This is a genomic window from Rhodothermales bacterium, from assembly GCA_034439735.1.
Lineage (GTDB): Bacteria > Bacteroidota > Rhodothermia > Rhodothermales > JAHQVL01 > JAWKNW01.
Map to the genome: position 1 here is coordinate 1 of JAWXAX010000177.1, position 15,760 is coordinate 15,760.

At 63.1% G+C, this 15,760-nt stretch carries 9 protein-coding genes; 1 reads left to right on the plus strand and 8 read right to left on the minus strand.

Annotated features, from left to right (window positions below):
• The 5 genes from SH809_13650 to clpX all read right to left on the minus strand — a co-directional run.
• The coding region (locus tag SH809_13650) for an AI-2E family transporter (GenBank protein ID MDZ4700748.1) at positions 1-1,338 on the minus strand (1,338 nt) is incomplete at its 3' end.
• Between the two features lie 190 nt (positions 1,339-1,528).
• The gene (locus tag SH809_13655; GenBank protein MDZ4700749.1) at positions 1,529-6,553 is read right to left on the minus strand and encodes a translocation/assembly module TamB domain-containing protein; all 5,025 of its coding nucleotides are present in this window, start codon (positions 6,551-6,553) and stop codon (positions 1,529-1,531) included.
• Positions 6,554-6,671: 118 nt separating this feature from the next.
• Positions 6,672-8,882: a BamA/TamA family outer membrane protein gene (locus SH809_13660; protein MDZ4700750.1), complete on the minus strand. Its 2,211-nt coding sequence runs from the start codon at positions 8,880-8,882 to the stop codon at positions 6,672-6,674.
• A 37-nt stretch (positions 8,883-8,919) separates the two neighbouring features.
• Entirely contained in the window at positions 8,920-9,846 is a 927-nt protein-coding gene (locus SH809_13665; protein ID MDZ4700751.1) for a YihY/virulence factor BrkB family protein, read from the minus strand.
• A gap of 32 nt (positions 9,847-9,878) precedes the next feature.
• Positions 9,879-11,153: an ATP-dependent Clp protease ATP-binding subunit ClpX gene (gene clpX, locus SH809_13670; GenBank protein MDZ4700752.1), complete on the minus strand. Its 1,275-nt coding sequence runs from the start codon at positions 11,151-11,153 to the stop codon at positions 9,879-9,881.
• Positions 11,154-11,274: 121 nt separating this feature from the next.
• Between clpX and SH809_13675 the strand changes: the two genes are divergently transcribed.
• The gene (locus tag SH809_13675) at positions 11,275-12,222 is read left to right on the plus strand and encodes an RsmB/NOP family class I SAM-dependent RNA methyltransferase (protein ID MDZ4700753.1); all 948 of its coding nucleotides are present in this window, start codon (positions 11,275-11,277) and stop codon (positions 12,220-12,222) included.
• A gap of 81 nt (positions 12,223-12,303) precedes the next feature.
• Here the strand turns inward: SH809_13675 and SH809_13680 are convergent, their stop codons facing one another.
• The 3 genes from SH809_13680 to SH809_13690 all read right to left on the minus strand — a co-directional run.
• A complete protein-coding gene (locus tag SH809_13680; GenBank protein ID MDZ4700754.1) occupies positions 12,304-12,750 on the minus strand; it encodes a transposase in 447 nt (148 codons plus the stop codon).
• A gap of 181 nt (positions 12,751-12,931) precedes the next feature.
• The gene (locus SH809_13685) at positions 12,932-13,789 is read right to left on the minus strand and encodes an EcsC family protein (protein ID MDZ4700755.1); all 858 of its coding nucleotides are present in this window, start codon (positions 13,787-13,789) and stop codon (positions 12,932-12,934) included.
• Positions 13,790-15,760 (minus strand): putative porin (locus SH809_13690; protein ID MDZ4700756.1); only part of this gene is annotated, 1,971 nt, incomplete at its 5' end.

Below are 15,760 nucleotides of genomic sequence, written 5' to 3' on the forward strand. Positions count from 1 at the left end.
CTCGAGAGTCTGTGTCCGGTATTTGCGTTCTTGGTCGGGGGGGGTTGTTACGCCGCTGACGATATGGTAGTGCGTCTCGCCGGCCGGCTTGTTGGGGTTGGCGTACTCGGTGAGATCGAAGCTGACCTGTCCCCGGTAGGTCTGGTATACCGTGGCGATCAGCGCCATGGTCGGCACCGCGACAAACAGCCCGAGAATGCCCATCAGCGCCCCGAAAACAAACAGGGAAAATAGGATGAGCACGGGGTGCAGCCCGACATGGTGGCTCAGGATCCTGGGGATGAGAATGGCCTGCTCCAACAACGACTGCCCCATTAAGATCGTGACGACCAGCACCACGTCCAGAATCCCACGTTCGCCAAAAACGAGGGCGATGCTGATGCCCACGAGATTGGTGAGTATGGCGCCCAGATTGGGGATCATGTTCATCAGGCCGGCGATCATCCCGATCAACAGGGCAAACGGCACGTCGGCGATCATCAGGGCAACAGTCACCACGATCCCACCGATCGCGCTGATCGTCAACTGCCCCCGCAGGTAGTTGCCCACGATGCGGCTCACCTTTTTGAGATATTTCCGTTGCCCGCCAACCAGCGGCAGCAACTCGATGAGGCCCGCCTTGATCACCCGGTAATCCTTGAGCATGTAAAATAGGATAATGGGCATCACCAGGGCCATCATGAGCACGCTGAACAGCGGGCCGAAGGACTGCACCATCTCGGTTACGTTGGAGGGGATGCTCGCCGTCCATGCCCCGGCATACGACCGGAGCGACTCCGTGAGCCGGCTGGCCAGCGCCTCCTTCTCAAGGTCCGACGGCATGGCGTAGTTCAACAGGGGCGATGTCAGCATCCACGAACGAAACTGCTGAAGACTCGCCGTCACGTGTTCCCCAATCGAATCGAGCTGATTGAGCACGTTGGGAATGAGAAAGAGCGCAAATAACGCCACCACGCTCACGATCAGCATCGTCACCACAAACGACGTCAGCCCCCGATGCACTCCGTGCCGGCGATGGAGATGCGTGACGATGGGATCGAAAAGGTAAGCCAGGATATAGACACCGACAAACGGCACAAGCACGCCGGAGACTTCCACGAAGAACCATACCAGCAGCAGAAAGCCACCCGAAAACAGGATGGCATGCGCAATCTTGTGATGCCGGATCGGCCAGAGCAGAATCACGCACGCCCCCGCCAGGATCGCGGGGTTGAGGATCGCCTCCATCACAAACAACAGCGCCAGAAACAGCAGGGCCCCTCCGCCAAACAACAACATCTCGGGCCCCGAAAGCACGGAAGGATGGCGGGATACTAATTTATTGGACGACGCGGTCATGGCTGGCGAAAATCGGCACGGGGGAGATCAGGAAGCCAGCGAGTCGGACTCTAAAATCGTTCCTCACGGGAGAGCCGATTCCAGATTAAAGTGTAACCGATTAAAGTTCGAGTGTCCTTCACGGGAAGGGTTCAAGGTTTAAGGGCACGCCCTTTACGCGTTGATCCTTAATCCTTTAACCTTAAACCCTTCAGTACGCATGCTGCCACAGCAGATTGATCTGGATGGACGACTCGCCCCCGAGAAGGCGTAACAGCAGGGCGTTTACGAGTTGCAGTTCGAGAGTGACGACGGTCCCAACTTCTTGTGTCGCCCCTCCGTTTGCGGCGCCGCCGATCGGTTGGCTGACGGAAGTATATACCCTTGGCGTGACATATTTTCCGGCCGTGACGGTGGCCCCTCGGCCGCTCGGGCTCGTTTCGATCTGGATGACATCGAGCTCCAGGCCCGACCGGCTTACGAGGTTCTCGATGGCGCCTGTCAATAATCCCATCCCCTGGCTTACGGCGAAGCCGCGGCCGGCACTGGCGAATGTGTTATTGGACGCCCCTCCAAGCTGCAGGGCCTCGCTCGCCGGCTGGCCTGTAGCGATGTAGCTCACGATGTCGGTCAGCTCCATCGCCGGCTCGGAACTGAGCGTGAGGTTGAGCTCGTCGAAACGCCCCTCCGCGTCCAGATTGATGATGACCGCATTTTCCTGGCTCCGCTGGGTGGGGACTTCGTACTGGGCCTGGATGGCCATGACCGGCTCCGTGGCACTCCCATTAAACGAAAGTGTCCCCATCTGAATCGCGAACCGCTTCCCGAATTCCTTGATGTAACTGCGCTCCGGGACCACTTCGATGGCTCCAAACACGGTAGCCTCTTGATAGGGCTCCTTCATGAGGTCCAGGCTCCCCGTGAACTGGATCGTCATCTCAGGGTTGAGGCGGGACCTCAGCCAGATGTCGCGATCCATCCGCACGTCGAGATCCATCGACATCGCCTCGTAGAGATCGAACGACGTGGTATCTTTTCCCGTCACGCGGACGCCGAAGGTTCGCTCGAGCATCAGCACATCCGCCGGCGTAAAATCGACGTCACTATCCTCCTCACTCGTCCATGCGTCTAGATAAATATCGCCGCTTCGCAGGAGCAGATCTCCGCTCAGCGCCGGGTTCGCCAGGGTCCCTTCAAGGCGCGCCGTCGCGGACGCCACGGCGCGGTACGCGGCCGCATCCACCGCCAGAAATTCCCTGGCCGTGATGTCCACATCAAACGCACCCTCCGTCAGGCTCGTCATGACCAATACGCCGGCGGCGTCGACTCGCCCACTCCCCGTAAGGGCATGCGCATCGTCGATATAGACGATGTTGTCCCGCGTCGAAACGTCGAGACTCAGCCCGTCGTACCTGACGCCGAGAAACGGCGCGCGCATGTCAGACAACCGGAGGCGCCCTTCGCCCTGCAATCGAGGGGCGGCGGCCGTGCCATCCACCTGGAGTCGCGTCGTCAGGGTTCCCTCGAGCCGATCCATCAGCTCCTTATCCACAAACGGCAAGATCCAGCCGATCGCGAAGGAGTCCGCCTGCGCATTGATTTCCACGGGCCCTTCCGCCATACTCGAGCGGACGGTCATGGCTTCGACGGAGTCGGCGGCGAGCGCGAGATTGGCAGGCAGGAATCCGTTGATCGACAACGTGCTGCCGTCGATGTGCTTCATCAGGACGTCCAGCTGCAGCTGGAGGCTGTCATAACGCGCCACCAGCCCGAGGTCGCCCACGGGCTCTCCGCGGGAGCCGATCACAAGGTTGAGGCTGGAAATAAGACGTGGCGCCGCGGCCGGCCCGCGCAGATCCAGGTTACCCGTGAGCCGGCCCGAGAGCCCCTCGTAGCCCAGCATCTCAGTAACCGCCTCCAGCCGAAACGCGTCGATGCTGACACCCAGGTTCTGGTCCCCGGCAAGGTCCACGACTCCATCCACGGCAATCTGTTGATCGTCGCTCTCCAGCAGGAAGTTGCGGACGCGGTACTGCCCGCCATACGATACGGTCGCTACTCGATCGAGGGTCCACACGTCGCCATCCAGCACGATCCGCAGGTCTTCCAGGTCCACCCGCTGGCTATCGGCGGCGGTGTACGCCGTGCCGGACACCCGTGCTTGCCGCCGCTCATCCATGTAGGCTTCCAGCGCAAAAGGCAGCCGTTCATCCTCGAACGACCCATCGAATTGGACGCGCTCGACGACAAAACCGGGCAGGGAAACGATGTCGATTTGGCCGAATACCTCGCTGTTCACCAGCGTGCGATCCGTCGCCAGGCCGGCAATCCACCGCGCCCGCGCATCGGCTATTCGGGTCGATCCGTACGTGAGGCCGGTGAGTTCGAGGTTCGACTCGAGACGGTAGTCGTTCGGCCGGCTGAAGAGCCGGGCCTCCACCTCCCCACCCTGGACACTGAGGGCATCCACATCAAGAAAACGACGCAACGGCGCCAGGTCGCGTAGTTGACCGGAAACATCCAGTTCGGCCGCCCGGCGGCCCGGTCGCGCATCGAGCGCCACGGCGCCGGCGCCGGCCAGGGCAAACACATCGGTCGCCAGCCACACCGTGTCGATGTGCGCCACGCCCCGGTCGATGAGGAAACGGGTGTGCCCGCCTTCGATGGCCACACCATACAGCAACCCTGCGTCCAGCTCGACGGAGCCGGCCAGCTGCAGCGCGCCGGCTCCGCGACGTGCCGTGCCTTCGGCCTGAAACGAACCGGTCACATGACTCGCCAGCGTGTCGAGCCCCATGAGCCGGGCCATGTCGAATGCCTCAAAAGCGCCCTCGACGGCATAGGTAGGCTGTACACCGAGCCCCCGGACACGCGCGTCGACCTCGGCCGTGCCGTCGCCAGACCGGATACGCGCCGTGGCCTCGCCGTCGCCGTTGCGGAGCCGGCCGGCGAGCGCGACTTCCTCGATAGATGCTCCATTCACCTCGGAGGATGCCAGCGAGAGCGTGGCGTCCAGCGCCATCGTCGCCGGATCGAAGCCGCGACCGGCAGCGGCAAATGCTCCGTTGAGGTCGGTCTCCCACTCCTCTCGGCCCAGCCAGGCGCCCACGTCGATGCCGTCAATCCGTTCTCCATCGATCTCGTACACCCACACCTCGTCGCGCTGGTGCATCCAGCCGGCCAGGCGGTTTTCGCCCTCGGGCAGCGCGATATCCAACTCGACGAACAACGAGTCGCCGGCGTACACGGCCGTGGCCGTGGCGCCAAGCACGGACTGCCCATTGACGCGCGAAGACCCGAAGACGATGCGGGCTTCGATATCCGGGTTTTCACCACCCGTTCCCTGCCCCTCGATCGTTGCATTGAGGGCGGTCGAGACCTCCGGGTTGCCCAGCAACACCCCCAGATCGACGCCATCGAACCGCCCGAAATCGACCGTAAAGGTGGGTTCGGGGTCAAACGGCCGGCCGGCGCCGACGAGCTGAAGCGTACCGCCCCGCAGATCGCCAGCTAGAGCGAAGGTGGCCTGCCCTCGCTGCATCGTCAGTTCGATCGATCCGTCGTTGACGTGGTAACGACCATAATACGAGTCTTCCAACGTCAGCCGGGCAGCGAGCTCGAGGTCTTCGATGGTATTCCCCTCGGCCTCCGCCGTAAACGTGCCGCGGACGAGGTTGCGCGTAGTATCCCCCACCAGCGCCGCGACATCGATCCCATCGAACAACCCTTCCTCCACGCGCAGGGTATAGGGCGCCTCCAGCCCCAGCAGGCCGCGCGCGTTGAGGCGCCCGGCGCCCGCCTGAAGCGCGGTTTCGAAGTTCAACCGGCCATCCATGAGGCTCAACCGGGCTTCGCCGGTGCTCGAGCGTGAATCGTTCAGCGTGGAGGGTTCCAGCTGGAGGCCGAGTGTCGCAGACGCCGTCGCGGGGTCGATGCCGGAGCCATCCACCTGAAACGCCCCATTCAGATCACTCCTCACGTCGGCCAACAGGCCGATACGCCCGATATCGATACGGTCCATCCGGCCGACGATGTCATACGATGGAGCGTCGTCGAACGGGCGGGCCGTGCCGGCGGCCACGAGCCGGCCGGCGCCGAGATGGGCCCCCAGGTCGATCCGCGCCGCGCCCCGGACGAAATAGACATCGAGGGCCGACGAGTCCATGGCGATGGCGCCTACACGGGCACCGGGAACGTCGAGGTGGACCTCCCCGTCGAGCGAATCGACGTCTACCCCCTCTAGAATGATCTCAAGACGGGCGTCGATCGCGCCTTGATAGTCAGGTCCTGCGAACAGACCGGGGTCGACCTCGGTCAACAACGCATGCAAACGATACAACAACGGCGTGCCGGCGTAAGGACGGGCAAATACAGACGCTTCGACCCGGCCGCCACCCGGGAAGTCGGCCGTTAGTTCACCCCGCACCGTACCCGAGTCGCTCGTCGCCAGAAGATCGAGCGTGGCCTCACCTCCCGGCGCCAGGGAAGGCCAGAAGAGGCGGATGTCGTCGAAGGCGATCGGGCGGGCGTGAAGCGATAACGTGGCCTCGTCCAGGGGGCGCGCGTTCGTGGAAAGCCGGAGCGTTCCGGCCCCATCGACCTGACTTCCGGGTGAGGTTATCCGCAGGCCGGCGAGCGTCAATACGTCCTCGCGCAACGCAGCACGAGCGCGAAGAGCCACCTGGTGGGTGGTGTCAGGAAAGAGGATGTCGGCGCGGAGCGTGTCGAGTTGAAAACGGAGGGATTCGCCAAGATGGAATTGCTTGAGGGCCAGATCGATGTCCCGGATGTGATACGTGGAATCGCGCTCCGGCGCAAACGTGGCCGCGTCGATCCGCCCATCCCGTAATGCGAGGTCGTCAATCGTCACCTCGAACGCGCTCGACGTGGTGTCGGCTGAGAAGAGTGCGAAAACATCCCACGCTTTGCTCGAATCCTGCGCCGCCGACACCTGCAGCCCGACCACCGCCACCCGGCGCAGGTGCACCTGCTTCCAGAGTAGCGGGACGAGCGCATACCGCACGGTAATCGTGTCGGCCTCGGCCAGTGCCACGGCGCCGGGCCGGCCCAGCCGGGTGTCGATCAAGGTCAGATGCGTCCATAAGCGGCCGTCTATCGCGCCGGCCGTGAGGCGAGCTCCGTCCATTTCGATCCGATCCAACGCCATCTCCACCACCCACCGCGTCACGGGACGCGTGAATAGCAGCAGCACCACGGCCAGCAGCAGCGCCGCCACGATTCCGAAGATTCGGACGATATGTCGGGTTGTTTTTTGCAGATAGATTATGGGTCGATCCTACCGATAGTGCTTTCCACTTTTACTTTTCCATTTTTCCTTTTTCCTTTTTCCTTTTTTAAAACGCTTGCCCGATGCTGATATGCAGCCCGAAGCGGCGCATGAATCGTTCGCGGGGCGGCTCAGTGGACAGACCGTTGTCGAACAGGAAGGCCCCCGCCGGCCGGACGAGGTCGGCCTGCGACGGGTTGAGCTTATACGCGATGTCGAGCCGAATGAACCCCACCAGGGAGCGATAGCGAATGCCGGCGCCGGCGGCGTATTTAAAATTACGCCCCGCGAACCTCCCGTTGGCCACCTGACCGGCATCCAGGAACACCGCCCCGAGCCAGTTTGAGCGGCGGCTTCCCAGGGGGGTACGGACCTCGAGGTTGCCGGCCAGCTTGCCGGTCCCCCCGAGGCGTTCAAAGTAGAAGCCCGAGAAGACCGGCACCCCGTTTTCGTCCAGCACCACCTCGCCATCCTCCTTGAGCGTATCTGCCCGGGCCACCTTATCGCCCAGGAGCTGAAAGTCCCAGCCGCGGACGTCGCTACTACCGCCGGCATAGAAAAAGATGGGGTCGAACCTCGTCTCATACGTCTGGCAGCGAGCGACGTCGCGGGTCTCGCCCGCCGCCAACTCGTCCGTGACACAGAATCGGCCTGCGAGTCCTCGCCGGCTGTTTGCAAACGGCCACAGCGAGCCCATAAACAGCCGGCCGCTGATGTTGAGTCGAGGCGTGGCCGGCATGTACCCGACGAGTTCGATCCCGGCCTTGTTGTACTGCACGCCCGACCCGAAGAGGCGCCCCGCGGTCTCGATAAACGGCCGCGCCAGAAAGCCGCTGGACGGCGCGATGTAATTATCTGCCCATCCGATCGTCGCGTTGATGCCGAGGGTGCTCTGGTTGTAGAGATCGCGCGCACTCAGGGTGCTGGCGCGGGCCGATGAAAACTGCTGCAGGATACGGCTGAGGGTGTGCTGCACGGTCACCGGCCGATAGGGCAGGATTTCGTAGATGAAGGTCGAGCTCACTCCGTACTCCCCCCGATTGATATCCAGGAATCGGTTACTCGCCGGCAGCTGCGGATCGTTACGAAATTCGACGAATGGGGAGACAATGGCAGAGGTTCGGTTCGAGACGAGATACGGCTGACGCAGCGAGAGCGAAAACCGAAAGAGCCGCGCCGGCAGTTTGCCTACGGAGTTGACCGACGTAAAGCCGCCGGTGGTCCCCAGCAGCCCGGTCTCGGCCGACACACGGGCCGTGAGGTTGCGCGCCCCGCCGACAAAATTGCGGTTCAGCCACTCCCCGTTGAAGCCGATGCCGAGTTCGCGCGAATACCCGGTCTCGGCCGTCACGTAGCGTGGTTTAGCCTCCCGCACCCGGATGCGGACGTCGACGGTGCTGTCTGCCGGCTGCTCGGGAAGGTCGGCCAGGGCGACCCGAAACAGGTTCAGCCCGAAGAGCTGCCGCTGCCCGTCGCGCAGTTTCCGATTGTCGTACCGATCCCCGACGGAAAACGGCAGTTCACGGCGGACAACCTGCTGGCCGACCGATGTCGCCCCCTCGACCTCGATGGCGGCGATGGTGCCGACCGGACCCGGCGTGATCGTGTACGTGAGGTCCGCCGCGAGATACAAGGTGTCAGTCGCCACGTCGGCATCGACCCGGGCGAAAGCAAAACCCCTCCCCTGCAACCATTCGAGGAGGCGGTCCTGGATGTCGAGCCGTTCCACCTCGGTGTAACGATCGCCGGCGCGCAACGAGAGTTGGTCCCGGAAGCGAAACCATTCCTCGCGGAGCCGTTCGTCGAATTCGGTGTAGATATGGTCCCCCTCCGGGTTCTGAAACCCCACATCCTGGATGATGACGGGCTGCCCCTCTTGAATTCCGAGGATGATGTGGATCCGGTTCGAGGTGGTGTCCAGCTGGGATGCCGCGTAACTAATACGTGCGGCCGGGTATCCGTTCTGGGCGTAGAATCGGCGGAGGCGGACGACATCTTTCTGGAGCTCGATGGGGTCGAATGGGTACTCAACCGGTTCTCGAAATGGATTGAGGCGCCTGAAGCGATCCCAGAAACCCGGCCCCCGCGTGGCGATGTTAGGGAGAAGGTCCTCTTTGTCGAAGGTGGACGACCGACCCTGAAATACGAACGAGATGCGCCGAACCTGGGTATCCGCGTCGATCAGGTTCAGCGGCTGCCCGCCGGCCACGCGCGCCGGCCCGCCCAGCAGCGCTGCGGCGACGATCAGCCAACACCAGAGAGGGATCAGGTGGCGCATGGAGCAACGGGGCGAAGCGGACCAACGGTGGGGGCGCTCAGGCGGCGCTGGACGACTGGATATGCAGCCGACCCCATCCATGTTTCTCGTGAAGCTGCACCGTGATGGCGCCGACGATCAGCACGACCCCGCTGTAGTAGGCCCAGACGACGATCGCCAGCACCAACCCGAACGCATCCCCCAGCGCCGCGACGCCGCTTTCGCCGGCGTCCCCGCTGTACCGCTCGAACGTGTCCACGCGGGTAGCGTAAAACGTGAAGAGGAATTTAGCCAGCTCCCACAACGTCGCCGCCACCACCGTGCCCACCAGCGCACTCCGCACCGGCGGATGCGGCCGGGGGATGAAGAAGTAGAGCTGAAAAAACATCGACATGGTGAGCAGATAGGGGATCACTAGCCCCAGGAAATTGATCGTCCGCCGCCACCCGGATTCCACCCATACTTGATCGAGCCCTATATAATGAAGGAGGTCGAGGCCCGATCGGTTCACGGCGTGGATGCCGGCGGTCAGGGCGACGGTCAGTAGAAACGCTAATCCTACTTGCAGCATGATCTGTACAACAAACAGCTGCCGGCGCAACATCGGCCGGCGCTCGCGCATGTCCCCCATGATGAAGGTGCTAACGATCGTTTCGAGCGAATTCAGAATCAGCCACAGCGACACGAGCAGCCCGAGCGCCCCAACCCATGTGAAGGTGCCGCTGGAATCCTGGAGTCGTTCGATGAACGATGTCACCTCGCCCAGGTACCCGGGGATCAGCCCGCCCACGAAGTCCAGCGCGGTGTCCGCCACGCGTTCGTTCTGGAGCATGCCCCCCAGAATACCGGTTGAAAATATGGCCAGGGGGATGATGGTGATGAGCACCTTGAAGCCGATCGCCTGGGCGAGTAGTAACCCGTTACGATCTTCCAGAATCTGGAACAGGGCTTTGATATAGCGCCATAAGAGTTTCAGATGAGCCACGATGATACCTGATGCGTGAGGGGATCCGCACCTCAGGCGCTTGCCTTACGCTCTTCAATAAGAGGCGCTTCGCCGTTGAGCACGGTCGACGCCGTAATGCGACAGGCGCCGGCGTGCATGCGTGAGTGCATGTCGAACATGATATCCAGCATGATCGACTCCATAACCGACCGTAAGCCCCGCGCGCCGGTTCCCAATTCGCGCGCTCGTTTCACAATTGCCGAGATGGCCCCATCATCGAAGGAGAGATCCACCCCATCCATGGCGAGCAACTTCTGATACTGCTTGACCAGTGCGTTTTTAGGCTCGGTGAGGATCATCGTCATCGCCTCGTCCGATAATTTATCGAGTGGGGCGATTACAGGGACGCGGCCGATAAGCTCCGGGATGAGGCCGAAGCGTAGCAAGTCGTTCGGCTCTACATGCTGGAACAGATGGGGATCGTCGCGTTCGACTTTGTGCTGCGAGCCGGTCAGGAAGCCGATGGTGTTACTGGAAATGCGGCGCGCGATGATCGAATCGAGCCCCTCGAACGCCCCGCCACAGATAAACAGGATATTCCGAGTGTCGATGTTGATCAGGCTCTGCTCGGGGTGTTTGCGCCCCCCTTTGGGAGGCACGCCGGCCACGGTGCCCTCCAGGATCTTCAGCAACGCCTGCTGTACCCCCTCGCCGGAGACGTCCCGGGTGATTGAGGCGTTGTCGCTCTTCCGGGCGATCTTGTCGATCTCGTCGATGTAGATGATGCCCCGCTCGGCGCGCTCGACGTTGAAATCCGCCGCATGCAGCAAATGCGCCAGGATGCTCTCGACATCCTCCCCCACATAGCCGGCCTCGGTCAGCGCCGTGGCATCCGAAATCGAGAAGGGCACGTCGAGGATACGAGCCAGCGTTCGGGCCAGCAACGTCTTGCCGGTACCCGTGGGGCCGATCATCAGAATATTCGACTTCTCAATCTCCACGTCGGCGAACTCGGGCAGAAACTCTTCGGCCTCGATCCGCTTGTAGTGGTTGTAGACGGCGACGCAGAGGGACTTCTTGGCGCGCTCCTGGCCGATGACGTACTCATCGAGGGCGCGCTTCAGATCCATCGGGTTGAGGCGCACGTGCCGCGGCCCCTGCCGCCGGCCCGTCGGGTTCGGCTCGTTCCGGTAGGTTGCCATGTCGTTCCGCACAATGCCGGCCGCATCGTGGATGCACCGGTCGCAGATGTAGACATCGGGACCGGCCACCATCGACGCCACTTCGTTGGCCGATCGGTTACAGAAGGAACATTTGATGGCGTTCTGGCCTCTCCGGGAGCTCATAGGCGAAGTCGAAAGGATGCGGCGGCGATGTGCGTGCTACGGCTCCCCAAGATAGCGTGAACACCTACAAAAAACACCGCCGCCACGTACATTTCACCCGCCCCCACGGATCTCTTTCGCCATGCCGATTCCTTCCCTGTTTCTCGATCGGCTCCAGCGCATCGTGCCCGCTGCACGATACGACGCCGTGTTACACGGTATGACGGCGCCGCGCGAGACGTCCTTCCGCGTCAACGCGCTACGTGCCGAGAACTCGGCTGTACGTGCCGTGATCGAGGAGGCCGGGATCCCCTTCCATCCCGTACCCTGGATGGCCGATGCCTTCCGGGTGGAACCCGCCTGGCGGGAGGCCCTGCTCGCCCTGCCGGCGTATGCCGATCGGTGGTTTTACGTCCAGAACCTCTCCAGCATGCTCCCACCCCTCGCTCTGGCTCCCCAACCCGGCGAACGCGTGCTCGACCTCGCCGCCGCGCCGGGCAGTAAAACCCTGCAGCTGGCCGCTATGATGAGGGGGGATGGCGAACTCGCGGCCGTCGAACCGGTCAAACCCCGGTTTATGCGACTCAAGCGTAACCTCAGCGAGAACGGCGCGCCGTGGGTCCGCACGTACCTGCAAGACGGCACCCGCGTCTGGAAACACCGCCCTGAATATTTCGACCGCGTGTTACTCGACGCCCCGTGCTCCAGCGAAGGCCGCTTCCATGAAAACGACCCGGAGTCGTACGCCTACTGGAGCGAACGGAAAATCGACGAGATGGAGCGCAAACAACGCCAGCTCCTCTTCTCCGCCATCCAGTGCCTCCGCCCCGGCGGCCTCCTCGTCTACTCCACGTGCTCGCTGGCCCCGGAAGAAAACGAGGCCGTGATCGACCGGATGCTCCGCCGCTTCGAGGACGCCCTCACCGTCGAGCCCATCTCTCCGCTGATCGATGAAATGACAGATCCCCTCGCCGGCTGGAACAAACGCACCTTCAACCCCGCCATCGCCGACGCTCGCCGCGTCCTCCCTACCGTGCAAACGGAAGGGTTCTTCCTGTGCGCCCTCCGGAAGACGCGGAGTACGGTTTGAGGTTGGCAGGTTGCAGGTTGGCAGGTTGGATGGTCCAAGGAACTTGAAACTTGTAACCTGCCAACCTGCCAACCATTCCATTCACGCCGCCTGGCTTCCGGCGCGGGCGGCGGGCTGCTCGCTGGTCCAGCTGAACCGGCGCGTGTAGCCGGCCTGCGCACGAGGCGCGGCGTACGTGCTCGGCGCGTTCATCCACGCCGGCATGGCCATGTCCACCAACGAAAGCGACGGACGGGCGTCGGCGATCAGCTGGGACCGCAGCTCCTCGGGCAGGCGCTGCACGAGTTGAAACCACAGGCCGCTCTTGCGCCACGTGTCGAAGTAGTAATAGACCGTCTGCCATGGCGCAAACGAGGCCGGCAGCATCCGCCAGTTTTCTTCGGACTGGAGGACGTAAAGAATGCCGTCCACGATGCCGCGGAGGTCGTGCTTGCGCTTGCGCCGGCAGTCGAACAGATCCTTGACGAGGTCCCACTGGGTGTCGCTCAGGCCGAGGCGCGGCCGGGAGTAAAGCGTGAAGTCCATCATGTCGGTTGCGTCGTTTGAGGGTTGCGATTCAGATTGGCAGATCTGCATACCGTGTCGTGAGCTTATACATATAGTAACATATGTGCATGATATGTACAAGTTCCAGGCGACAAAAAATTCTCAGCCCCCCTTCTCCTTCCGATTGCAGGCCGCCCCGTCCCCACTCTTCACTGTTAACTTTTCACTTTTCCCTTCCCACTTCTCCTTCCCCATATTTCTGTTTCAGAAACCGCTCGCGGTAGAGATGGAACGCCGCGTCGCACACGGTATGGGTGTAAAATGAATTAAACCCGCCGGCGAGCAGGGCCCCGGCCACGGGCATGAATTGCAGCAACTTGCTCCGGGTGAGGCGTAGCGCCAGTGAGCGGGCGACGGAGGACAGAGCGCCCCCCACCACCATCGAGTTGATCGATCGGGTGGTTTTGGACCGGGCTACGTGGGTGTTCGCCTCACTGAGGCGAGCTTCGGCCCGATGGCGTTCGGCGGCCGGCAACGCCGCGGCGTCCAGGATGCTGAGGGCGTACAGCCGCTCCTCGGGAAGGGTGATATCAAACCCGCAATAGGTGGCGTATTCGCCGGCCGCCCGCAGGTTGAGCGCGACAAGCGCCACGATATCGGGCAGAATGCCCGAGGCGCCGGCAAATCCTGTCGCCGTGCCCTCCACGGCCGCAAGGCTCACATATTTGCCCGACAACCCCTCCAGCGCGCGATCCAGCACCTCCAGATCGAGCCAGGCGATATCGTCCGGACCCACCACCTCCTGAAATCCCACCCGATGAAACTCTCGGTAGATGCCCTCCCGCCAGACCAGATCCTGCGTGATCTCGTTGATCAGGCGAAGTAGCCCCGTAACGACATTGTCGATCGTCCAATCCACCCCCGGAATCCGCCTCAGCTGATCGCCGGCGTCGTCCATCGTCTGCTGCACCCGAGCCGCCGCCCGCTCCCACCACGCCTGGTCGGGGCGTTTCCAGGCCTCGATGCGGCGAAGCGCCTCGGATTCGTAGATGCTGGGTAGGATGGGGTCCTGGGTTGCCATTTAATCAAATATGGGCCAGTAGACGCCAAGGCGGAAGCGTTGTTGCGGCAGCGGATAGTCGGGCACGAGCATGTTGCCAGGGATGACGCCGGAACCGCTCAGCACATTGTCGAACGCCACAAAAATCGTCGCCGTGCGGACGCCGGCCTCCAGCACGACATCGGCGGCGAGGGACCCGAGTACCTCCCGCCCGGTCTCGGCCGGCAGCGCCAGCAATCCGGTCTGTGGATGGAGCGCGCGGCTTCGGAAGGGGGTCCACAGCCGCGCCTGGACGTACAGATCCATCTCCAGATCCCCCCGGAACAACAGATACCGCAATCCCGACCGGCCGCGCACGAACACTTCCGGCAGGCTTGCGGCCACCCGGCGCGCATCGGAAGTCGCGGTGTCGCCGGCATACCGATACACAGTCGGGCTCAGCGTGAGATAAAACCCTCGCACTGCCTCCCGTCGAAAACCGAGGTCGGTCGATACACCCACCCAGCGGACCGGCGCGTCGAGTAGGCGGACATCCACGGAATCACCGCCCCTTTCGAACAGGTCAAAGGCGTCAACGGTCTGGTGCCCGAAAGGCGATACGCTCACATCGAACACGCCCAGCGTCACGCCCACCCCGGCGCGGCCCATGGTCGTGCGCCCTGCCTGTATCGATTCCAGTGGCGTCACGCGTCCATCCCAGCCGTAGTGATCGATCCAGGATGCTGTTTGGCCGGCGCGTGATGCCTCGGCGAAGATTCGGAAGCCTTCCGCTGGCTGCCATTCGGCGCGTGCGGCGCCGCCGGGAAAAACATCGTCCGTCACGACATGGAAGCCGGCATCAGCCGTCATCTCGAGCCGGTCCCTACGATAAGCAATGTAGGCGCCGGCGTGGAAGTTGCGGCGGCGCAGGTCCAGCGAATCGGGGAACACTGTGCTCTCTGCAAGGCGCTCCGTCCAGCCCTCGGCGCGCGCATCGGCCTCGAATGCGCCCGCCTGCACAAGGGGTTGCAACAACCGGTAGCCCAGCCGGCGGGTGACGGCCGACAGGGTGTCGCTTCCGAATGCGTACCGGAAAGTCTGCGCCGTCCAGTACCCCGTGGCCTCAAAGGGCTCGGCCCATCCCGGGATCAGCGAGGCGCGAAGCGTGGCGATGAGGTCGTTATGGATAATGGCGCGTTGGGCAGACTCGTTCTCCACCTGCGCTCCGATGCGGGCGTAGATCGTAGTGTAATCCGCCCCGAACGGGATCACGCCGCCGTGGGCGCCGAGGCGCTGGCGGTTCTGGAGGTTGACGATTTCGAGGCTACCGAACGACTGCTGAAGCCGGAGGCGGGCCAATAATTGCCGGCCAGACGTGAGCTTGCTCCCCGGGTACTCGCCGTCGGCGCCGTGGCCGCCATACCCCAGCGCGAAGCTCAACAGGCCTGGCTCGGCAACGAAGCGCACGCGCCGGCGCTGGGCGTGCAACACCAGCACACTCTGGAGGCCGTCTTTGCTGGAGCCGTATCGAATTTCGGAAATAGGCCGTGGAGAGTCGTAGGCCCGTAAACGGGCTCCGACCGAAGCGGCGCGGCCCAGCCGGCCCGGCTGCAGCCGCAGCGGATCGAGCCAGGCCATGGGCAGGATCTCCAACAGGGGCCGGCCGGTGATAGGGTCGGTGTAGTCGATGCCCTGCACCTGCAGCCCCACCTGTCGCGGGTTGAGCCCGAGCGGACTCCACCCATCCGGCCATCCAGGGCCACCGAAATCATACAAAAACGACCCACCCTCCCGCGCCAACTGATCCGCGGCCTCCCGATCCGGAAGCAACGCCGGCAAGCTGTCGTGTACGGTAATGCCGCGGTTGTCGGAAGCAAAAGGGACGAGGCGAGAGAGATCGAGGGCGCGCCGGACCGGGGCGCGAAGGGAATCCGGGCGGACGCCGGCGCTATCGGACGGAGCCGCGAGCAGGGAGTCGACCGCTGCCGGATCGACCGCGACGGTATCCACTAC

Coding starts and splice junctions, on each gene's coding strand:
- SH809_13675 (MDZ4700753.1), top strand. CDS start 11,275: ATGCCGATTCCTTCCCTGTTTCTCGATCGGCTCCAGCGCATCGTGCCC.
- clpX (MDZ4700752.1), bottom strand. CDS start 11,153: ATGAGCTCCCGGAGAGGCCAGAACGCCATCAAATGTTCCTTCTGTAAC.
- SH809_13680 (MDZ4700754.1), bottom strand. CDS start 12,750: ATGATGGACTTCACGCTTTACTCCCGGCCGCGCCTCGGCCTGAGCGAC.
- SH809_13660 (MDZ4700750.1), bottom strand. CDS start 8,882: ATGCGCCACCTGATCCCTCTCTGGTGTTGGCTGATCGTCGCCGCAGCG.
- SH809_13685 (MDZ4700755.1), bottom strand. CDS start 13,789: ATGGCAACCCAGGACCCCATCCTACCCAGCATCTACGAATCCGAGGCG.